Source organism: Stenotrophomonas sp. YJH_SMC_101-4 (assembly GCF_059370395.1).
Window position 1 is genome coordinate 940,674 of sequence record NZ_JCAFTP010000001.1, and the last position, 18,749, is coordinate 959,422.

The window sequence follows — 18,749 nt, forward strand, 5'->3', positions numbered from 1 at the left end:
GGATGGTCAGGTGAACGCTTCCATGCTCCCAAGAATCGTCGGCTTCGATGTCCCGTTGTTGCATGAGCGTGTAGACGCATCCACCGACGAGGCCATCACCGCGCTGCTGGATCTGGCGCCCGGCGCTCGCTGGACAGAGATGTTCCTCATCAAGTGCAGGGCCCTGGCGTCCCAGCTCCAGCTGGCGGATGTTCGCATTGAAGGCGCCAGGATCTACTTCTACGGATCCATCAGCGATTCTCGTGGACTTGCCGACGCGGTGATGTCCATTGTCCACGTACTGAATGATGAGTTGATGCGCGAGCGGAATCACGCGGCCAGCCGCGCCTAAGCGCAGCCAAGCAGGGACCAGCACCGATCGGCAATCTCTGCTGCGCCAGGGTGGCCGCGCAGGCTCGATCGCTTCGCAAGCCTGTCCTGCAGATCGTCGATCCATGCCGACCGGGTGCCGTGCGGATCTCTCACATAGATATCGCAGGCAAGCCGGACAACCGGCGCTACTTCATATCGGAAGCTCATCGCGGGCAGGGTGCCCAGGTTGAACGCGGCCTTCCAGTGGGCCAGTTCACGCTCTACGTCCACAATGTGCTTGCTTCTTCCATGGATCATGGTGTTCCCCACGTTCGGAGCCTCACTGTACACGCTTGTTGCCGGGAGCCTGTTCATGACAGTCGTTCATCCAGCGCGCTTCCCGGTACGCTCCCGTAACGGCGCCAGGCCCACTGTCAATTGGCAGCAGACTTGCTGCGACGGAGAATCGAAATGAACAGCGTCCCCGAACAGAACAGGAACGACCGCTCCAGCTCTTCCGCTGAAACAGAACAGCCCGCGCAGCAGGGGCAGGTCGAGGGGAGCGAGCCTGGCGGGAAGGAGCCCGGCAAGCAAGGGCAGCAACAGCAGCAGGACAACAAGGATCGCGAGAGCCCGAAGCCAGCGGACGAAAAGAAGGGCGGTCTCGGCGGCGATACGCGCCGCTGAGGAACAGGAGGAGCCGCGCGCCGCGCGGCTGCTTCCGCGGTAGACAGGGAGCGGGCATGTCCTCGCAAAGCCAGGCGATCAGCCTGATGACCAAGATCATGTACCAATGTCGTCCGGAGAGAACCACGACGATGGCGCAATGCCGTTGCTGCCACGCACCCAGCCCTGGCGGGATGGAATGCGCACGATGCCTGACCGGAAGGCTCGGCGACATGATTCACAATCGCGGCGCAGCATTCAGCTGGCTTGAATCATTCCGCAGGGTCCAGCAGGACGAAGCACACGTATTCGAATGCGCAAAGCGCGTCGACGCGACATCTCCCTAGGCGTCGCATCCGGACCTGACATTGCGCAAGCGTATGCTCGGGTCATTCAGGAGCAACGCGATGAATTTTACGATCTGCATCTACGATAGAACGGGCACGGGCCTCCGTCTGCCCGCGGGATGGTGGATCGACCTTCAGTCCGATCTGCCTGCACTGGTGAAGGGTCCCACGCGCATCGACCTTCCGCGATCTTCAAAAGACGAGCATCCACGATTGGATCCTGAGGTTCTCAGGGATCTTTTCCGGCGCATTGGAGGCTCGCAGTGGCTAAGTTGAATCCAGCCCCGTCCCTGGGAGTCCGCTGGCTGTTCTTTCGTCTTCGCAACGGGCAGTCCATCAGTCCTGCCCGGTTGATGTCTGTCTGGTCCGAGGCAGCTGAATCCAGCGACTGCGCCGTGCGCCGCGAAATCATCGACGGCGCCGGCTATGTCTATGCCCTGTACGCGCCCAACAGCCTGCTTTCACCCAGGCGCGTGGAGCTACGCATGAGAACGCTGCTGGAGGAAGCTGGCTACGCCTTCACGATGGGCAGCCTGGCGGGCCGGCACCCGGGCGACGGTTGAGGCGCGTAGCTGGCGCTGCGTCCGCAAGCGCCCGGAACGCGCTCGTCATTCCGGAGTGTCTGGTTCCAGAGGTTCGTCAGGCTTTGGATCAAAGAGCGCCAGCATCCGTTCACGGCGGCATTGTTCGAGCCAGTGGTGCCATATCTCCACCTCGTCCATCAGCCCCGTGGCACCGCATGCGGGGCAAGTGAGCGTCGTGCCCAATGGGCTTGTCTGAATGCCGGCGTTCTCGCTCATTGACGAGCGCAGGCCGCAACTCTTGCAGGTAGATCGCAACTGATCAAGGCGAACGATTGCGCCATTGCGCGCAAGAAGGGGCTGGATCGCGTGGATCCGGAAGGCATTGGGAGGATGCATGGCCGTGTCGTCTAAGGCTGGACACGGGAGCAAAGGATTCTGCGCCGGAGAAGAGCCGTGAGGGTGCAGTGTCCTCCGTTGGAGGTTAACCCTTCATCAAAGTGCGGAACGCGCTCCATCGTTGGCCTGAAATCCCACGGCCGCAATCGTGCACTGACGCGGCACCCGGCGCTTCTCCGGTGCCAGCCCTGCTTCTGGGAAGGAAGGGCTCTGCCATCACAACAGAGCCCCGGTCACTCACTTTTCCTGCAGGAACGCCAGCAGATCCTGGTTGACCTTGTCCTTGTGGGTGTCGGTCAGGCCGTGCGGCGCACCCGGGTAGACAATCAGCCTGGCGCCCTTGATGAGCCTTGCCGATTGGCGGCCTGAGATATCGATCGGCACGATCTGGTCGTCGTCGCCGTGGATGACCAGGGTGGGCACATCAAACTTCTTCAGGTCCGCGCGGAAATCGGTGGCGGAGAACGCAGCGATCGAATCGTAGGTGTTCTTGTGGCCGCCCTGCATGCCCTGCGCCCACCACGCATCGATCAGCCCCTGCGAGACCTTCGCGCCCGGACGGTTGAAGCCGTAGAACGGGCCCGACGGGATGTCCTTGTAGAGCTGCGCGCGGTTATCCATCTGTGCCTTGCGGATGCCGTCGAACACTTCGATCGGCAGGCCGTTCGGGTTGTCGGCGGTCTTCAGCATGAACGGCGGTACCGAGCTGATCAGCACCGCCTTCTTCACTCGCCCGGTGCCATGCCGGCCGATGTAGCGCGCCACTTCGCCACCACCGGTGGAGAAGCCCACCAAGGTGACATCGTGCAGGTCCAGCGTATTGATCACCGTGGCCAGGTCATCGGCGTAGTGATCCATGTCATTGCCTTCCCACGGCTGGCTGGAACGCCCGTGGCCGCGACGGTCATGCGCGATGACACGGTAGCCATGATCGGCCAGGAAGATCATCTGGGATTCCCAGCTGTCCGAGTTCAACGGCCAGCCGTGGCTGAAGGTCACGACCGGGCCGTCCTTCGGGCCCCAGTCCTTGTAGTACAACTGCACGCCATCGGCGGTGGTGATGTAGCTGGCGGTGCGCGCGATGCTGGTGACTGCCGCCGGCTTGGCCGGTTCGGCGGCCTGCGCGGACAGGCCGGCCTGGACCGAGAGGGCGAGGGCGGCAACGGCCAGGGTACGGGCGAAGGTGTTCATGCGGGGAACTCTCATGGGTGGGTGGTGAGGCGTACTTTGCGCCTGAAATCAGGCGTTCGGGTGATGAACTGTCCGGATTTCTTGATAGATCGTCTTGCACGGATGTGCGCTCGCGAATCGCTCGGGATCGCCTGTTGACAAGGTAGAACGTGCGTTCTACCTTGCGGCCATGAGCAAGGCCACCGCCGACACCCACCAGAAGATCCTGGCCACGGCCGAGGCGCTGATCTACCAGAACGGGATCCACGCCACCGGCATGGACCTGCTGGTGAAGACCTCCGGCGTGGCGCGGAAGAGCATTTACCGCCACTTCGAGAACAAGGACGACGTGGCCGCTGCCGCGCTGAGTGCGCGCGATGTGCGTTGGCTGGCCTGGTTCCGGCAGGAGTGCGACAAGGCTGATACCCCGGAAGCACGCATCCTCGGCATGTTCACCGTGCTCAAGGGTTGGTTCCAGTCCGAGGGCTATCGTGGTTGTGCGTTCATCAATACCGCGGGCGAGGTCGGCGACCCTGCCGATCCGATCCGGGAGATCGCGCGGAATCACAAGCAGAAGTTGCTCGATTACACGCTGGAACTTACCGAACAACTGGATGTGGAGCAGCCGGCGGACCTGGCCCGTCAGCTGCTGGTCCTGATGGAAGGCGCCATCACCCTGTCGCGCGTGATGGGTGATTACGACGCCGCAGACACCGCGAAGGATGTCGCGAAGCTGTTATTGGAACAGGCCAAGCGTTAGCGCCTGGGTACCCCAGATCCGTTGAAGCAACCCGTGTATCCATTTCGATTGGAGGTTTCCCCATGTCCGCTGAACAAACCCGTCCGCCGCTTCCTCCGTTCACCCTTGAATCGGCCACCCAGAAAGTGCGTCTTGCCGAGGATGGCTGGAACTCCCGCGATGCCGACAAGGTGTCGCTTGCCTACTCGCTCGACACCCAGTGGCGTAACCGTGCCGAATTCACCAATGGCCGGGAGGAAGCCCGGCAGTTCCTGGCACGCAAATGGAACAAGGAGCTCGAGTACCGCCTGATCAAGGAGCTCTGGGCCTTTACCGAGAACCGCATTGCTGTCCGCTACGCCTACGAATGGCACGACGACTCCGGCAACTGGTTCCGTTCCTATGGCAACGAAAACTGGGAGTTCGACGCGGATGGCTTGATGCAGCGCCGCTTCTCGAGCATCAACGATTTGCCGATCAAGGAGAGTGACCGCAAGTTCCATTGGCCACTTGGGCGTCGCCCGGATGATCATCCGGGGTTGTCGGAGCTGGGTATGTGATTCCCGCTTGGGCGCCATCCCAAGCGCGCTCAGGTACGATGGGGTGGCCGGCGTCTGCGCCGGCCGGGCAGGGGATGCAATGGACATGCAGGCAGGGGGCGGATTCGATCCGCCGGCAAAGACCGATTCGCAGGAACTGACATTCCACTGGCTCTACCAGCGGGTGCAGGGACTGGTTGAGCACAGCATCTACCCCAAGGCGGGCAGGGTGGAGACGTGGGCGTTTCGCATCGGCGTGGGTGCGGCGATCATCGGCATTCTCATGGGGCAGCTTCCGGATCGATGGCTGCCTCTTGGTGTAGTGCTCCAGGTGGTTGTTGCCTGCCTGGCAATCGAAATCGGAGGGTTCATTGTCGGTGGCGTCCTGGCCGCCCGCAGGGGCATTCGCCAGTTCAGCCAACCGCGGCTCTCGCACGCCCGGGAGATGGATGAAGACTTCGCTCACTGGCAAGCGGTGGTGACCGAGCTTCGCGGATTCCAGCGCGTCCAGCGCGAGCGGCGACTCAAGTTCGTCAGCACCTTGCGCACAAACATGATGGAGCGCATGGGCATGATGTATGGCGGCCTGCAGCGGCTGGGACCATTCCCGCTGTTGATTGCCCTCTACCTGCAGTTCCGCGGATGGAAATGGGGCGACTGGGCGGGCGCTTTCAATGTTGGCCCGCTGGGTGCACTACTGATCTTCGCCATGGTGCTGCTGTACCTGCTGGGCTGGATGCTGATCGGCCTTCGCACCAGGCTTGATACCTACGTTGCCTTGTTGGAGGGCTCCATCCACGAACCCGAGCCCTCCCAGCCAACGCCTTTGTAGCGTCGGGCCATCATGTTCCTCATGCTGAGGGACAAACAGGACTGTGAGTCATCCAGTGAGGCATACGCATGGCTCAAGAGTGCCGCGCTGCGGCTGGATGCAGCCGATTTCTTCCGGCTTGCTGCATCATGTTCGTACATTTCGCCGACTTCACAGGTCTGTACCCCGCAGAGGGGCATAGTAGCCCTTCGGTAGTGTGAGCGCGTCCATCCAGCCACGGGGGTTCCCCGAACGCCAGGAGGTCACTGTGCCAAGTTGTGATGAAGGAATGAAGTTGACGCGCCGCCAGGTGATCGCCGGCGGCGTCACGACCGTGGCGATGTCCGCCGCACCGGGGGCGTCATCGCTCGCCGCCGAACTGGCGGCGCCCCCGCCGCCCAGGCCGCCGGTCATCAGCACGGTGGCCTTGACCGTCAACGGCGAGCGGCGGGAGTTTGAACTCGACACCCGGACCACGCTGCTCGATGCCCTGCGCGAACATCTGAAGCTGACCGGAACAAAAAAAGGCTGCGACCACGGTCAATGCGGTGCCTGTACCGTGCTGGTCAACGGTGAGCGCATCAACGCGTGCCTCAGCTTGGCGGTGCAGCACCAGGGCGATGCTATCACCACCATCGAAGGCCTCGGCACCCCCGATGACCTGCATCCGATGCAGGCTGCTTTCATCAAGCATGATGGCTACCAGTGCGGGTATTGCACGCCGGGGCAGATCTGTTCGGCGGTGGCGGTCCTGGACGAGATCAAGCGGGGTGTCCCCAGCCATGTGCAGGCGGATGTCAGCGCACGGCCCCGTGCCACCAACATGGAAATGCGCGAACGCATGAGCGGCAACCTCTGCCGCTGCGGGGCCTATTCCAACATTGCCGAGGCAATGGCAGAGGTCGCTGGCGCAACCTCTGCAGGGAGGCGCTCATGAGGGCCTTCAGTTACGAGCGCGCGAAATCCCCGGCCGAGGCCGCCAAGGCCGTCGCCGGCATCGAGGGCGCGAAGTTCCTGGCCGGAGGGACCAACCTGCTCGACCTGATGAAGCTGGAGGTCGAGACGCCAGCGCACCTGGTCGATGTGCAGGACATCGGCCTGGACAGGATCGAACCCACCGACGAGGGTGGCCTGCGCATCGGCACGCTGGTCACCAATACCGCGCTGGCCTCGCATGAGCGCGTGCGCCGCGACTACGCGGTGCTGACCCGCGCGATCGTGGCAGGCGCCTCCGGGCAGTTGCGCAACAAAGCCACCACCGGCGGCAACCTGCTGCAGCGCACGCGCTGCCCGTATTTCTACGACCCCAATCTGCCCTGCAACAAGCGCCTGCCCGGATCCGGCTGCGGCGCACTCGAGGGGTTCTCCCGGCAGATGGGCGTGATCGGCACCTCGGACAGCTGCATCGCGACCTATCCGGGCGACATGGCGGTGGCCCTGCGGGTGCTGGACGCCTCGATCCAGACCGTCAGGGGGGACGGCAGTACGCGCAGCATCCCAATTGCCCATTTCCATCGTTCCCCCGGCGACAGGCCGCAGCAGGACAACGTGCTGCAGCGCGGTGAGCTGATCACCCACGTCACGCTGCCGGAACCTCTGGGCGGTCGGCACGTGTACCACAAGGTACGGGACCGCGCGTCCTATGCGTTCGCACTGGTGTCGGTCGCCGCGGTCGTGCAGCGTGACGGCTCGGCGCGGTTCGCCTTCGGTGGGGTCGCGCCGAAGCCGTGGCGCGTCGAGGCAGCCGAACCCCTGCTGCGCGACGGCGTGAAGGCCGCGACCCGGCAGGTGTTCGCCGGTGCCCGTCCGACGCCGGAGAACGCGTTCAAGATCGCGCTCGCAGAGCGCACCCTCGCAGCGGTGCTGGTGGAAGGAGAGCGCTGATGCCCCTTGAATTCAACGCCCCCGCCGGCGACAACCTGTTCGACAAGGCCAAGGTCGTCGGCAAGTCGACGCCGCGCATCGACGGCCCACGCAAGACCACCGGCACCGCTCCCTATGCCTACGAGCGCCATGACGTGGCGCCGAACCAGGCCTACGGCTACATCGTCGGCGCGGGCATCGGCAAAGGGCGCATCATTTCGATGGATGCGTCCCGCGCACGTGCCGCGCCTGGCGTACTGGCGGTCATCACTGCACCGGAAACCAAGCCGGTCGGCACATCGAACTGGAACAATGCACCGTTGTTCGGCGGAGCCGAGGTGGCCCACTACCACCAGGCCATCGCCTGCGTGGTGGCAGAGACCTTCGAGCAGGCCCGCGCCGCCGCGGCGTTGATCCGTACCCGCTACGAGCGCGGCAAGGGCCGCTTCGATTTCCCGGCCCTGGCACCGTCCGCGCCGCTGGCAAAGGGGCGCGGCGGCAAGCCCGACCGGCAGACGCTCGGCGATTTCGACACCGCTTACGCCAGCGCGGCGGTCAAGCTCGACGAGACTTACCACACCTCCGACGAAAGTCATTCGATGATGGAGCCGCACGCCACCATCGCCGCCTGGGAGGGTGACACGCTCACGTTGTGGACGGCGAACCAGATGATCGACTGGGCCAGGCAGGGCATGGCGGCGATCCTCGGCATCGATCCTGCCAAGGTGCGCGTGGACTCGCCCTATATCGGCGGCGGCTTCGGCGGCAAGCTGTTCATCCGTGCCGACGCGGTGCTGGCCGCGTTGGCGGCCAAGCAGGTCGGGCGACCGGTGAAGATCGCGCTGCAACGCCCATTGATGCCCAACAACACCACGCACCGGCACGCCACCCTCCAGCGCGTGCGGATCGGCTGCGGAAAGGATGGCCGGATCTCCGCCATCGCCCATGAGAACTGGTCGGGCAACATCAACGGCGAGGACGGCGAAAACGGCACCCTGCAGACGCCCAAGCTCTATGCGGGCGCCAACCGCCTGGTGGCCAACTACATCGCCACGCTCGACATGCCCGAAGGCAATGCGATGCGCGCACCGGGCGAAGCACCGGGCCACATGGCGCTGGAAGTAGCGATGGACGAAATGGCCGAGAAGCTGGGTCTCGATCCGATCGCATTCCGCATCCTCAACGAGCCCGAAGTCGTACCCGGCGATCCGTCCAAGAAGTTCTCCGACCGCAACCTGGTGCGCTGCCTGCGCGAAGGTGCGGAGCGCTTCAACTGGAACAAGCGCAACCCCAGGCCGGCGCAGGTCAGGGAAGGGCACTGGCTGGTCGGCATGGGCGTGTCTGCGGGCTATCGCGGCGCACCGACGATGAAGTCGGCGGCGCGGGTGCGGCTTGACGGCCAGGGCGGAGTGATTGTCGAGACCGACATGACCGACATCGGCACCGGCTCCTACACGATCATCGCGCAGACGGCAGCCGAGACCATGGGCGTGCCGCTGGAGCGGGTCCAGGTGACCCTCGGCGACTCCCGTCATCCGGCCTCCGCCGGTTCCGGCGGCCAGTGGGGCGCGGCAAGCTCGACCGCAGGCGTGTACGCGGCGTGCGTCAGCCTGCGCCGCAAGGTGGGTGAGAAACTGGGTTTCGACGGCGACACCGCAGACTTCGCCAATGGCCGCATCCAGGCGGGTGGGCGGACCATCAAGCTGGCGGAGGCGGGCACACTGTCGGCGGAGGACGGCATTGCCTTCGGCGACTTCAAGCAAGGCTACGACGTCGGCACCTATGCAGGGCATTTCTGCGAGGTCGCCGTGCATGCCTACACGGGAGAGACGCGCATCCGCCGCATGCTTGCCGTATGCGATGGCGGCCGGATCCTCAATCCGCTCTCCGCACGCAGCCAAGTCATCGGCGGGATGGTGATGGGTGCGGGCGCGACCCTCATGGAGGAGCTGGTGGTCGACAAACGGCTTGGCTTGTTCATCAACCATGACCTCGCCGGCTACGAGGTTCCCGTGCACGCCGACATCCCGTACCAGGAGGTGGTCTTCCTCGACACGCTGGATCCGGTGATCTCGCCGATGAAGGCCAAGGGTGTGGGTGAACTGGGCATCTGTGGGGTTGGCGCCGCGATCGCCAATGCGATCTACAACGCAACCGGCGTGCGCGTGCGCAACTATCCCATTACCCTGGACAAGCTGCTGCCCGGCTTGCCCGACGTGGGCTGACCCTTGCGCATGGACCGTCCCGCAGCCTCGACCACTCTGGAGGCCTCCGCCGCGGGCGGAGGGGAGCCCGGCGATCTTGCCGAGGACCTGTCCGCACCGCCGGGCTTCCTCACCGAAGGCAGCCCGCGCGGCGTGCTCGATACGGCCTTGACGCGCGTGCGCGCGGGGGAGCACGCCGTGCTCGCGCTGGTGCTGGAAACCGATGGCTCCACTTACGCCGGTGCCGGCGACATGGTGCTGTTCTGCAACGGCGGCCAGGTCGGCTGGCTCAGCGGCGGATGCTTGGAGCCGGAGCTCGCGCGACGCGCGGAGCAGGTGAGCGTTGCAGGCCGGGTCGACTGGATCGAGATCGACACCCGCAGTGACGACGACCTGTTGAGCGGGTCCGCGCTCGGGTGCCGCGGCCGGCTGCGGATTGCGCTCCTGCCATTGCGTGCCATGGCCGGCATCGACGACGTCATCGAGGTCTGGCTGCGCGAGGGCTTGTCACTCCAGCGCGACCTTCGTACGTCGGGCCAGGTCGTCTTCCGCGCCGGCCATCGCGAGCAGGCATGGCAGCTGCATCCGATGGAGGGGGCGCAATCCTTTGGCGAGGGCGCATGGCGGTTGCCGTTGCCCCGTCTTCCGCGGGCCCTGGTGTTGGGGGGCGGTCCCGAAACGCCCTTGCTGGTTCCGCTGCTGCGGGGACTGGGGTGGCGGGTCAGCGTGGCCGAACGGCGAGCGCGCTGGGCCTCAGCCGGGCAGTGCGCGGATGCGCATCTTCAGACCAGCCCGGCCGAGGCCCTTCATGGCGACCCGTGCGACGCGGCACTGGTGATGCATCACGATTTCGAACTGGACCGGGAGGCGCTGGTGGCCCTGGCTGATACCAACGTCGCGTTCATTGGACTGCTGGGTCCGCGTCGAAGGCGCGAGGACCTGTTCAAGCTGCTGACACCGGATCAGCGCCTCCGCCTTTCCCCGAGACTTCGATCACCGGTCGGCCTGAACATCGGCGGCCGAGGGCCAGAGGCGATTTCGCTCAGCATCGCCGCGCAGCTGCAGCAATGGCGAAGCGCGCACGGCACGTGACTGACGCGCATGCGGTCGTCGTGCTGGCTGCCGGCGGGAGCACCCGGCTTGGCCAGCCCAAGCAGCTTCTGACCCGGCAGGGCGAGACCCTGGTACATCGCGTGGTGCGGTTGGCACGCGAGCTCGCGCCAGCGCAGGTCCTGGTCGTGGTGGGCGCGAACGCACAGGCCGTGACATCCAGCATTGCCGGGCTGGAGGCCACTCCGGTAGCCAACCACCACTGGGAACGCGGCCTGGCGAGCAGCCTGCAGGTTGCCGGCGCGCACCTGCTGCCCACGGTGACCGCGGTGATGGTCGTGGCATGCGACCAGCCCGCAATTGAGCGCTCCCATCTGCAGGCGCTGCTTTCGGGTGCCCGCGCCTCGGCGTCAGGGTGCGCGGGCACCCGTCATGGACACGCGCTTGGCATTCCTGCAGTAGTGCCGCGCGCCTGGTTCGCCCACGTCGGTGCAACCGGTGACCGCGGCTTCGGAGCGCGCTTGAGGCAGCTTCCCAGCGATACCGTGCATGCCCTTCAAGTGCCGGAACTGGGCCTGGATATCGATACGCCAGAAGATCTTGCGCGCGCGCGCGACGCGGGCTGGATCGATGCCGAGAGGTGACCCGCATGATCACTGGTCCAATGCCTGTCGCGCAGGTGACGAGCGGTAGAGCCGGAGCCCGAACCCTCGCAGCCCGCAGCCCTGTAGAGTCGGGCCATGCTCGGCTACGGCACGCCACATCGCGCCCCGTCAGGCACATCACTGGCAAGAATCTTCAGCACCCGATCGAACAGAACAGGCTCCGGCACGCCAGCCAGTACCTGCTCCAGGTAATCCAACGGCTCCAACTGCCATTGGAGGAGCGCCCGCAACCGCACAACCGCGGGCGCCCGCTGCTTCGCGTCCAGTGAGGCCTGCAACAGCAGATGGTGCGAGCGCCTCTCCAGCCACAGCACTGGAACGCCTCCACAGTGAATCTGGAATCCGGCGTTTTGATGCCGCTCGACGAACTGGAAGCCCTGTCGTGGCCGAGCCTCCACGAACTGCATCGCCTGGCGGCGCAGTTGTGAGAATCGATCATCGTTGATGCTTTGGAGCGCGACAGGCGAGGGCACCGGCGGCGCCGGCCACAGCGTCTGTGCCGCAACCACCACCACAAGACAGAGCGCGGTGGCCGCCCAGCGCCACCAGGCCACTCAACCCTCCGGATGCAGTCGGGTACTGGCGTGTGCGGTAAGGCCGATTCCGGCCATGATCAGCCCTTCCATCACGCGCGGGCCAACGTACTGCTCCAGCTCGCCATTTTCGCGGGCGCGCTGTGCGGCTAGCAGGATCTCCAGCACCACCCGAAGACCCGCCAGCGAGCAGTCGGTATCCGCCAGGGCGATGCGCCGGCCGGGCATCTGATGGCGTTCAGGCCACGGCTGGCCATCGGAGGCGGCACCGGCGCCGATGCTGTGCAGCAGGGCGATGAGGGTGTTCGGGTCCAGCGCAGGGCCGTTCGCGGGCACGTCGTGGATAGGGTGCGGGGCAGGGGAGTGGGGCTGGGTCATGGCGGAGCTCCTTGCGTGCATGCAGAAGCCGCCACCGATAAAGGTGGCGGACGGTGCGAGGTTCGAAACCCGGTGTGCAATCAGACCGGCGGGCGCAAGGCCCCCACGCACCGCCCGCCATAGCCGGCTGACGGATTGCCAGTCGGCACCACGCGGAGTGGTGCCGACTGGCAAGCGCTTTTTACGATTGCACAACCGGGGTTTCGAAGCCCGGCCACCTGTTCAAGGTGGCACAGCAAGGAATACGCCCGGTTGTGCGCGATGCCAATGCAGTAGGGCTGATGCCGACACCACTTTCAACATTTTCAGAATCGTTGCATACGACGCAACGAAGCTGGAGCCTTGCGCTGCAGTGCTATCGGCGATGTTGGTGGTGCAAGCCTAGCGAGTGTCGGCATCCGCCCGGCGAGGCCGCGAGCGAGGCGAATGCGACAGGATTACCAAGGGCCGCCAGGCGTCAGTAACCCTTCAACGCAACCTTGGCCCGCTCCAGCCATGTGGCATTGTGGCTCCGTGCGTGGCGCGACCAGTGCTGCGCATCGTCGATGACGCTGGCGAACAGGCTGCGGGCTTGCTCACGATCGTCGGGCTGCGGCTGCGCCATCAGCCATTCGGCGTAGAGGCAGCGAGCGGCCGCATCGTTTCCGCACTCCACCGCGCGCTCGAATGCGGCGCGGGCTCCTGGGGCTTGCGCGGTTGCCAATGCCTGCGCGTACAGCAAGGTCTGTTCCGGTTTGCGGCGCACGTCCGGGTGGCGTGCGAACAGGCCGTCCAGCGTCTCCACCGCAAGCGCAGCGTGCCCGGACTCGAGGCGGGCACGGGCAAGGCCGGTCAGGATGTAGGGATCGTCGCCCAGCGGCGAGCTGGCTGCCTGTTCAAGCAGGGTCCTGGCTTCCTCGGCCTGGCCGGCATCCAGCAGCGTCATGCCCAGGCGAACCCGGTTCTGCACGGTGGGCGTGCGGGCCAGTTCGGTGCGGGCGTTGCGCAGGTCCTGGCCCGGGTCCATGAGCTGCTTGGCGGAACGGACAACCTGCCGGGCGCCGCGCGAATGGCGGACTTCCGGGAAGTAGATCGCCAGGAAGTAGACGACGCTAGAAAGTACTCAATGTTCCTGTGTTCGGGCCGATAAGTAGCCATGGACTTGGGCGGTTGCGCCTGCGTCGCCTCTTTGAACGCAAAGGACTGTGTTGCATGAAGACAGTATTGGAGCTCGTTGCCGATCGCGCCGCGTCGGACATTGCTCGCATCTTCCCAGAGAACTGGAGCTCGCCCAAGGCCGGCCGGAACATCAGAGATCTGGTGGCCTACGCACTGGCGGGGATGAACTATCGGGACGCTGTTCGGCAGGTGCGCGCTGAGGGCGAGCCTCGCTATCCCAACCCGCTGCCATTCATGGACGCGGTTCCAGATCACGATGGGGAGTTCAGCCTGGACGTCGCCATCAGGGACGCCTTCGACTGGCTCCAATTCGAACTCGTCGCTTGCGGAGGTGTGTTAACCAGCGTGTCCAAGGCGAGGCACGGGCCAACTGCCATGCTTGTTCGTACGCGCTTGGACGCGGTCCGCAGTCAGACGATCGAGGATCCAAACAAGAGGGCGTTCACGGCAATCGTTCTCGCGACCGATCACGGACAACTGCTCAGTGAACTGGAGCTTCTTGCCGACCTCAAAGGTTCATGGGAGCTTTCGAACTATGAGTATGCGCTTGCTGGCAAGGGCGATGCCATTGGTGTTCACGTCACGGTCGATCCTCAGGATCGATTCCGCATCAGGAAGCGCCGCAGGTGGGCTGCCCCCTCTGTTGATGTGTCCAGGAAGCGATCCGCCCTGAGCGATTCAATGGCCGCCGTCTACAACCCTTCCTATGAAAGTCGCGTGTGGGTTCCCGTGCTACGCGATGAGCAGGACTGGTGGCTGGAGCAGTAGCCACCCCAGCAGTAGCGGCCTTGCCGCATGACCCGCACCGCGGATGGAATTAACGTTTTTCAAGGAGTGCAAGATGGCTGAAGAAAAGAAGGCAGTGACGCTGAGCAGTGTGGATCAGAAGAAGGTAAATCGACTTGCGCGGGAAGGGATGAAGCTGGTCGACATCCGTCGGGAACACTTCCCGGAGGTCAAGTACTCCGCGCTCCGCGCCGTGGTTCTCGATACGGGTTCCCAGTCAGCGATTGGTCGCTTCAAGGCGATCAACAAGGAGCTGGCTCTCATGGCACAGGCCACTACGGGGGCGCAGCGCAAAGAACTTGCTGCTTCACTGAGTGCGCGTATCAAAAGCCTTCATGAGGACTACATCAGGAGCGCAAAGAAGCTGGACCAGGTGCGCGACGTCCTCCAGAAGTAGCCCGGCGCAGGAAGCCCGCCAAGGGTTGAAGGCAGCTGCCTGGCGCTGATCAGCCGGGCAGTTGTTCTACTCATGAAAGCCAGGCCGGACTTCCCAGCGCAGCGTTGAGAGCGATCAGTTCAGGGCGAACGTCACCGGAACCACGATACGCCCTCTTGCAGGCATTCCATCGATGGTTGCCGGGTTGAAGGTCCATCGCCGCGCGGCCTCCTTGGCGGCGCGATCCAGGTCGCTGTTACCGGAGGATGTCTCCACCGACACATCGGTGGGATAACCCTGCGCATCGACATCGACCCTCACCCGGACAACGCCCTCGATGCCAGCGCGGAAAGCTGTCGGAGGGTAGCGCGGGGCAGGGGAGGAACGAATGGTGATGTCGGTGGAACCGGGTGATTGCTCGGGTGCCGCATTGTCAGCCGGGGGAGTCACATCATGATCCTGCGCGGGCTTGTCCTGTTCTGCAGGCAGGCCTTCAGCTACCGGCTGGGAGGGCCGGGGATCCGCCGCTTGCGGAGCTGCCCTGGTTGTCGCGCATCCCTCCATGATGCGATTAGCGATCCAACCCTGGATGTCACGGCAGGCATTGAAATTTCCACCCTGACACTCCCGACGGGTCTGGGCCTCGCCTCGATCGATGATCGCGCACTTGTCCTCTACAGGCGCGACTGCGGTCTGAGCCGGAGCAGCCATTCCCTGCGCCGTTGTATCTCCCTTCACCACCATGCGGGCGTTGACGGTCAACACGGAGCCGTTGCTGGACTGCGAGACGATCGACATGTAGGGCGTGTTGGCGGGAATCTCACCCCGCCGATCTCCCTCTGGAAGGATGAATTGCTTCACTGGAACCGGGGAGACGCAGACCACGTAGAACCGCTTTGCCAGGTCATGCGCTGGTGCAGTGGTGGCGATTCCCTTGCATTGCGTGCCGTTGGTCAATCGCTCCTCGCTGACCGGACCGCTTGCACTGCATTGGCCAGCAGTCGTGCAAAGCGTCATCTCGCCGCCGCCGATACGGAATTCGTAGCTGTTACCCGTCAGCGCTTTCCCTGTGGTGTCGTCCACCAGAAGCAAGGATTTCGGCTTGTCAAAGAATGCAGGCCCAATCGATGCGATGTAGCCCCTTGAGTCCAGCGCATAGTCCTCGTTCTCGGCACCTTGGCCCGTAGGAAGGTGCCGGCAGGCAAACCACGCAACGCCAGCGAGGACAGCGCAAACCAGCAGCAGCGCTGGCCAAGGGCTCCGCCGGGCATTCCGCTCGGCCTTGCTTTGCCTGAACTGCAGCGGCGCAGTATCGCCAACTGAAGCTGTCGCGGCCTGTTGGGGCCCAGGCGTGCCGCCATTGACGGGCATGCCAGAGGCGGGCTCCCGCGCGGCCGATATCGGGTTTCCGCAGTGTGGACATGAGGAAGCGCGGTCACTGACCTGCCTCCCGCATTCCGAGCAATTGATCAGCGCCAAGTTATCCCCCTGTGCCTTCGTGGCTATGTGATGTCCTGAATGGCACGCTGGCCATCGCTCGCTATTATAGGCATCGAGGCCGCTGTCATCACGTTCGATAAAGACCAGAGGGCATCGGGTCACTGCTGGCGAAATCTAATAGGCGCGGGAACTGGCCACTCTCGTGTACCTGCTCCATACCGCCTACATGACGTCGTTGCGGCGCTCGCGGCAACCGTTAGAATCTCGCCAACCTATTGAATTCTGCCACGCAAGATGATCGATGACATTGAGCTTGCCATGGCGCTCGACCCTGAACTGGGAAGGCTGCACGAGAGCGGCAAGAACCTGAGTGGAGAGGCCCAGGCACTCAGCTTTTCCCATCTTCGCGGCTTCGCCCATAGATTCTGTACGCTCGTAGATGAGCGCAATGCTCAGAGTAATGAGCCCCTTGCATAGAAGATTCGAAACCTCGGCACTCGCGGCATAGCGAACCGGCCTGTATTGAGTGCTCTGGGTGTACTGCATTCCAACGGCAACATAGCGGCTCATCCCGAACACTACGGCTACACTTCACACGACTTCGGTGGCATGTCCAAGCTGTCACTCGACGCCGCTTTGCGGCTTCTGACGGAGCTGTACTGGCGAGTGCACTAAGTCGAAGTTGACTGCATCGTAGCCGCCGTGAAGTCCAGCACTCTATGGCAGATGTGTGGGAAAGCCACGCTGGACGGTGATCCGGAGGCAATGTTCCAAGCCGGATCGTACTTCATGGAGTGCTCGAGTCCCGCTGGCCGGAGGCTGGCGGAGACCAAGGACGTTGCAACCACCTTCGTCTGCTCCAAGCATCCGGAGACCGGTCAGTGGTGCATCCCCGATGAGTTCAAAGATGCGCTGGTGGTGATAGATGAGGTGCATGAGTTCTACGCCGCACAGCGCAATCAGCTGCCGGAAGAAGTGGAGAACTTCTTCGCCCTGATCGGACAGAACGGCGGTGACGTGTTGATCATGACGCAGTGGATCAACCGCGTGCATTAGGCGGTCAGGGCACGTATCGAGCGCAAGAACGTCTTCCAGAAACTCACGACCGCAGGTCTGAAATCGCGCTACCGGGTCACGTATTTCCACACCACCAGCCCGGGCAAATTCGAGGTCGCTGGCGGCAAGACGCTCAAGTAAGATCCGGCCATCTATCCGCTGTACCACGGCTATGCGGTCGGCGCCGAGAATGCAGAAGTGTATGAGGAGGGCGGGACGAACATCTGGAAGCAGCTTGCGCCCAAGACCGCCATTGCCGCTGTGGGGCTGATCTTCGGCATATGGGCATTCCCGGAATCCAAACCCTACCCGCCGAGCTTCTGACGTGATGCGTCACGTTTATCGAGTGCCATCCTCTATAGACAAAGGGGGAATATGGATATTCGACTTGGGGCGATGTGCGTACTGTTGGCCGTTGCCACCTCAGCTTCAGCGCAGCAGATACATTCGGCGAGAGGCCCCGCGCCAAAGTCAATCCCAGCAGCCCCGGAGGCCGCGTACAATTCGATGGCAAAGACCACGACGCCATTCAACTGCGAGCAGTACCGTTGGCCGAATCATCCTCACCCAGGCATGAAGCTGTACTGCGACGGTCTTGAAGCTAGCACTCTCCAGGACGAAGCACGTCGCGCTGGCCGCCCCAGACCCTCCGATACCGTTGTGCAGCTGCCGCCCCTCGGGAGCGATGCGGCTCGGCGCTCAGGACTTGCCTGTATCGGCGGCCAAGCGTTCCGAAGGCTCCGGAATGGCTGGGAGCAGGTATCCTCGCCTTCCGGGGGCTGGCAACGCTGTAACGAGCGCTAGACCACCTGCACTTTCATGCGAATAGACTGACAAAGGGGCAGGGCATGGACATCTGGAACGAAGGCTTCGTTGGCGCAATTATCGGCGCGGTCATTGGTGGAGGCGCCTCGCTACTTGGAACTTGGCTAACCCTTAGGTCACAACGTCTGCAAGCCGCCGATGATGCGAGGTCGCTAATCAAAGCAACTCTTCAGGCGATCCATGTTGAGGTTCGAACTGTGCACCGGCTCTACGAGCTAACTATGACCGTGCGCATTGAGCAGCTAGCAGAAGGGCAACCTCTTCAGATCCACTATCCGATCGCAGAGGACTATTTCACCGTGTTCCGAGAGAACGCCAACCACATTGGTCACGTTCCTGATGTTGAGCTACGGAGTGCGATCATTGAGTGCTACGCGCTCACAAAATCACTCATCGATACGTACCGTTTCAACAATCAGCTAGTCGAAGAGCATGAAGCCGCGTCCTTGGAATTGATGCGAAACCCGTCCGAAGCGAATCATCTGGAGCTTCAGCAGCGTGCTCAGGCTATGGTGCTGTATACAGACGCAATTCGCGCCTCACATAAGCGTGCAGTCGACAGTTTCCGCAGGCTTGACGTGATGCTCATAGCGGCACTTGCGAACCCGATAGCGTAATGGGGTGTAGGGGCATCGCCCCTACGCTAAACGCCTCACCCGCGCTGGTGAGGTCTGGGCCCTCGGCTCATGTAGACCACATTGGATGGTTCGGCGCCGGAGCCGGGATCACGCATGCCGAACCGGCGCTCTCGGCGAATTCTGATCGCTTCAGCAAGGCAGATCACCGTGGATTTCGCCGCGGCGGGCGGCTTGGTCGCCGGACCCACTCGACTGATCATCTCCGGGAGGGCCTCGGCCATCATCAGCCGCCATTCCCGCGCGATGTTTCAGGTCAGAGACCACCAGGTCATATCGCAGGGCTCCAGCTGGTGA

21 protein-coding genes and 2 pseudogenes are annotated in these 18,749 nt (G+C 63.6%); 15 read left to right on the plus strand and 8 right to left on the minus strand.

The annotated features are described in order from the left end of the window. Nucleotides 1-10: 10 nt before the first annotated feature. Nucleotides 11-331, plus strand: a complete 321-nt coding sequence (locus tag AC5P8D_RS04280; protein ID WP_019336574.1) for a hypothetical protein — start codon at nucleotides 11-13, stop codon at nucleotides 329-331. Here AC5P8D_RS04280 and AC5P8D_RS04285 read toward each other — a convergent pair. Beyond that, complete coding sequence (locus tag AC5P8D_RS04285) at nucleotides 328-666, minus strand: hypothetical protein (protein ID WP_230080572.1); 339 nt, start codon at nucleotides 664-666, stop codon at nucleotides 328-330. The two genes, AC5P8D_RS04280 and AC5P8D_RS04285, sit on opposite strands and share 4 nt — an antisense overlap. Before the next feature lie 96 nt (nucleotides 667-762). Here AC5P8D_RS04285 and AC5P8D_RS04290 point away from each other — a divergent pair, with 96 nt between their 5' ends. Both AC5P8D_RS04290 and AC5P8D_RS04295 read left to right on the plus strand, forming a co-directional pair. Next, nucleotides 763-978, plus strand: coding sequence for a hypothetical protein (locus AC5P8D_RS04290; RefSeq protein WP_495203105.1), 216 nt, complete (start codon nucleotides 763-765; stop codon nucleotides 976-978). A gap of 589 nt (nucleotides 979-1,567) precedes the next feature. Further along, the gene (locus tag AC5P8D_RS04295; RefSeq protein ID WP_019336576.1) at nucleotides 1,568-1,867 is read left to right on the plus strand and encodes a hypothetical protein; all 300 of its coding nucleotides are present in this window, start codon (nucleotides 1,568-1,570) and stop codon (nucleotides 1,865-1,867) included. Between the two features lie 45 nt (nucleotides 1,868-1,912). On the opposite strand, the gene AC5P8D_RS04300 is transcribed toward AC5P8D_RS04295, so the two are convergent. Both AC5P8D_RS04300 and AC5P8D_RS04305 read right to left on the minus strand, forming a co-directional pair. Beyond that, a complete protein-coding gene (locus tag AC5P8D_RS04300) occupies nucleotides 1,913-2,224 on the minus strand; it encodes a hypothetical protein (RefSeq protein ID WP_099560612.1) in 312 nt (103 codons plus the stop codon). Between the two features lie 237 nt (nucleotides 2,225-2,461). Next, the gene (locus tag AC5P8D_RS04305) at nucleotides 2,462-3,415 is read right to left on the minus strand and encodes an alpha/beta fold hydrolase (RefSeq protein ID WP_338713871.1); all 954 of its coding nucleotides are present in this window, start codon (nucleotides 3,413-3,415) and stop codon (nucleotides 2,462-2,464) included. Nucleotides 3,416-3,584: 169 nt separating this feature from the next. Here AC5P8D_RS04305 and AC5P8D_RS04310 point away from each other — a divergent pair, with 169 nt between their 5' ends. The 8 genes from AC5P8D_RS04310 (at nucleotide 3,585) to AC5P8D_RS04345 (ending at nucleotide 11,244) form a co-directional block, all read left to right on the plus strand. After that, a complete protein-coding gene (locus tag AC5P8D_RS04310; RefSeq protein ID WP_049409782.1) occupies nucleotides 3,585-4,154 on the plus strand; it encodes a TetR/AcrR family transcriptional regulator in 570 nt (189 codons plus the stop codon). A 62-nt stretch (nucleotides 4,155-4,216) separates the two neighbouring features. Further along, nucleotides 4,217-4,693, plus strand: a complete 477-nt coding sequence (locus tag AC5P8D_RS04315; protein WP_049409784.1) for a nuclear transport factor 2 family protein — start codon at nucleotides 4,217-4,219, stop codon at nucleotides 4,691-4,693. Nucleotides 4,694-4,772: 79 nt separating this feature from the next. Further along, the gene (locus AC5P8D_RS04320; RefSeq protein WP_329764409.1) at nucleotides 4,773-5,504 is read left to right on the plus strand and encodes a hypothetical protein; all 732 of its coding nucleotides are present in this window, start codon (nucleotides 4,773-4,775) and stop codon (nucleotides 5,502-5,504) included. A 268-nt stretch (nucleotides 5,505-5,772) separates the two neighbouring features. Continuing rightward, complete coding sequence (gene paoA, locus AC5P8D_RS04325; protein WP_311069218.1) at nucleotides 5,773-6,420, plus strand: aldehyde dehydrogenase iron-sulfur subunit PaoA; 648 nt, start codon at nucleotides 5,773-5,775, stop codon at nucleotides 6,418-6,420. Continuing rightward, a complete protein-coding gene (locus AC5P8D_RS04330; RefSeq protein WP_495203106.1) occupies nucleotides 6,417-7,367 on the plus strand; it encodes an FAD binding domain-containing protein in 951 nt (316 codons plus the stop codon). The genes paoA and AC5P8D_RS04330 overlap by 4 nt, the downstream gene beginning before the upstream one ends. Beyond that, the gene (paoC, locus tag AC5P8D_RS04335) at nucleotides 7,367-9,571 is read left to right on the plus strand and encodes an aldehyde oxidoreductase molybdenum-binding subunit PaoC (RefSeq protein ID WP_495203179.1); all 2,205 of its coding nucleotides are present in this window, start codon (nucleotides 7,367-7,369) and stop codon (nucleotides 9,569-9,571) included. Before AC5P8D_RS04330 ends, paoC begins: the two co-directional genes overlap by 1 nt. 9 nt (nucleotides 9,572-9,580) lie before the next feature. Continuing rightward, entirely contained in the window at nucleotides 9,581-10,642 is a 1,062-nt protein-coding gene (locus AC5P8D_RS04340; RefSeq protein ID WP_495203107.1) for an XdhC family protein, read from the plus strand. Further along, nucleotides 10,618-11,244 carry a nucleotidyltransferase family protein gene (locus AC5P8D_RS04345; protein WP_495203108.1) on the plus strand — a complete coding sequence of 209 codons (627 nt, stop codon included), beginning with the start codon at nucleotides 10,618-10,620 and terminating at the stop codon, nucleotides 11,242-11,244. Before AC5P8D_RS04340 ends, AC5P8D_RS04345 begins: the two co-directional genes overlap by 25 nt. A 104-nt stretch (nucleotides 11,245-11,348) precedes the next feature. On the opposite strand, the gene AC5P8D_RS04350 is transcribed toward AC5P8D_RS04345, so the two are convergent. The 3 genes and pseudogenes from AC5P8D_RS04350 to AC5P8D_RS04360 form a co-directional block, all read right to left on the minus strand. Next, nucleotides 11,349-11,819 carry a hypothetical protein gene (locus tag AC5P8D_RS04350; protein ID WP_495203109.1) on the minus strand — a complete coding sequence of 157 codons (471 nt, stop codon included), beginning with the start codon at nucleotides 11,817-11,819 and terminating at the stop codon, nucleotides 11,349-11,351. Beyond that, nucleotides 11,820-12,176, minus strand: a complete 357-nt coding sequence (locus AC5P8D_RS04355) for a hypothetical protein (protein ID WP_044570193.1) — start codon at nucleotides 12,174-12,176, stop codon at nucleotides 11,820-11,822. It lies immediately after the preceding gene. Nucleotides 12,177-12,633: 457 nt separating this feature from the next. Then, nucleotides 12,634-13,278 (minus strand): annotated as a pseudogene (locus tag AC5P8D_RS04360) (tetratricopeptide repeat protein); the annotation flags it as partial. An 89-nt stretch (nucleotides 13,279-13,367) separates the two neighbouring features. On the opposite strand from AC5P8D_RS04360, the gene AC5P8D_RS04365 reads away from it, so the two are divergent. Further along, a complete protein-coding gene (locus AC5P8D_RS04365; protein ID WP_111102673.1) occupies nucleotides 13,368-14,102 on the plus strand; it encodes a hypothetical protein in 735 nt (244 codons plus the stop codon). A gap of 73 nt (nucleotides 14,103-14,175) precedes the next feature. Next, nucleotides 14,176-14,517 (plus strand): hypothetical protein, encoded by a 342-nt coding sequence (locus AC5P8D_RS04370; RefSeq protein ID WP_146268422.1) that lies wholly within the window; start codon nucleotides 14,176-14,178, stop codon nucleotides 14,515-14,517. Nucleotides 14,518-14,631: 114 nt separating this feature from the next. On the opposite strand, the gene AC5P8D_RS04375 is transcribed toward AC5P8D_RS04370, so the two are convergent. Continuing rightward, entirely contained in the window at nucleotides 14,632-15,867 is a 1,236-nt protein-coding gene (locus AC5P8D_RS04375) for an energy transducer TonB (RefSeq protein WP_227854269.1), read from the minus strand. A 291-nt stretch (nucleotides 15,868-16,158) separates the two neighbouring features. Then, nucleotides 16,159-16,506, minus strand: coding sequence for a hypothetical protein (locus AC5P8D_RS04380; RefSeq protein ID WP_146268423.1), 348 nt, complete (start codon nucleotides 16,504-16,506; stop codon nucleotides 16,159-16,161). A gap of 249 nt (nucleotides 16,507-16,755) precedes the next feature. Between AC5P8D_RS04380 and AC5P8D_RS04385 the strand changes: the two are divergent. Beyond that, nucleotides 16,756-17,304 (plus strand): annotated as a pseudogene (locus AC5P8D_RS04385) (zonular occludens toxin domain-containing protein); the annotation flags it as partial. 536 nt (nucleotides 17,305-17,840) lie between these two features. Beyond that, nucleotides 17,841-18,434 (plus strand): hypothetical protein, encoded by a 594-nt coding sequence (locus AC5P8D_RS04390; RefSeq protein ID WP_100445664.1) that lies wholly within the window; start codon nucleotides 17,841-17,843, stop codon nucleotides 18,432-18,434. Nucleotides 18,435-18,749: the final 315 nt, after the last annotated feature.

What these genes read in the sequence shown, in the direction of transcription:
- AC5P8D_RS04285 (WP_230080572.1), bottom strand. Translation starts at nt 666, where the DNA reads ATGAACAGGCTCCCGGCAACAAGCGTGTACAGTGAGGCTCCGAACGTG.
- AC5P8D_RS04290 (WP_495203105.1), top strand. Translation starts at nt 763, where the DNA reads ATGAACAGCGTCCCCGAACAGAACAGGAACGACCGCTCCAGCTCTTCC.
- AC5P8D_RS04300 (WP_099560612.1), bottom strand. Translation starts at nt 2,224, where the DNA reads ATGCATCCTCCCAATGCCTTCCGGATCCACGCGATCCAGCCCCTTCTT.
- AC5P8D_RS04305 (WP_338713871.1), bottom strand. Translation starts at nt 3,415, where the DNA reads ATGAACACCTTCGCCCGTACCCTGGCCGTTGCCGCCCTCGCCCTCTCG.
- AC5P8D_RS04310 (WP_049409782.1), top strand. Translation starts at nt 3,585, where the DNA reads ATGAGCAAGGCCACCGCCGACACCCACCAGAAGATCCTGGCCACGGCC.
- AC5P8D_RS04315 (WP_049409784.1), top strand. Translation starts at nt 4,217, where the DNA reads ATGTCCGCTGAACAAACCCGTCCGCCGCTTCCTCCGTTCACCCTTGAA.
- AC5P8D_RS04320 (WP_329764409.1), top strand. Translation starts at nt 4,773, where the DNA reads ATGGACATGCAGGCAGGGGGCGGATTCGATCCGCCGGCAAAGACCGAT.
- paoA (WP_311069218.1), top strand. Translation starts at nt 5,773, where the DNA reads ATGAAGTTGACGCGCCGCCAGGTGATCGCCGGCGGCGTCACGACCGTG.
- AC5P8D_RS04330 (WP_495203106.1), top strand. Translation starts at nt 6,417, where the DNA reads ATGAGGGCCTTCAGTTACGAGCGCGCGAAATCCCCGGCCGAGGCCGCC.
- paoC (WP_495203179.1), top strand. Translation starts at nt 7,367, where the DNA reads ATGCCCCTTGAATTCAACGCCCCCGCCGGCGACAACCTGTTCGACAAG.
- AC5P8D_RS04340 (WP_495203107.1), top strand. Translation starts at nt 9,581, where the DNA reads ATGGACCGTCCCGCAGCCTCGACCACTCTGGAGGCCTCCGCCGCGGGC.
- AC5P8D_RS04345 (WP_495203108.1), top strand. Translation starts at nt 10,618, where the DNA reads ATGGCGAAGCGCGCACGGCACGTGACTGACGCGCATGCGGTCGTCGTG.
- AC5P8D_RS04355 (WP_044570193.1), bottom strand. Translation starts at nt 12,176, where the DNA reads ATGACCCAGCCCCACTCCCCTGCCCCGCACCCTATCCACGACGTGCCC.
- AC5P8D_RS04365 (WP_111102673.1), top strand. Translation starts at nt 13,368, where the DNA reads ATGAAGACAGTATTGGAGCTCGTTGCCGATCGCGCCGCGTCGGACATT.
- AC5P8D_RS04370 (WP_146268422.1), top strand. Translation starts at nt 14,176, where the DNA reads ATGGCTGAAGAAAAGAAGGCAGTGACGCTGAGCAGTGTGGATCAGAAG.
- AC5P8D_RS04375 (WP_227854269.1), bottom strand. Translation starts at nt 15,867, where the DNA reads ATGCCCGTCAATGGCGGCACGCCTGGGCCCCAACAGGCCGCGACAGCT.
- AC5P8D_RS04380 (WP_146268423.1), bottom strand. Translation starts at nt 16,506, where the DNA reads ATGAGCCGCTATGTTGCCGTTGGAATGCAGTACACCCAGAGCACTCAA.
- AC5P8D_RS04390 (WP_100445664.1), top strand. Translation starts at nt 17,841, where the DNA reads ATGGACATCTGGAACGAAGGCTTCGTTGGCGCAATTATCGGCGCGGTC.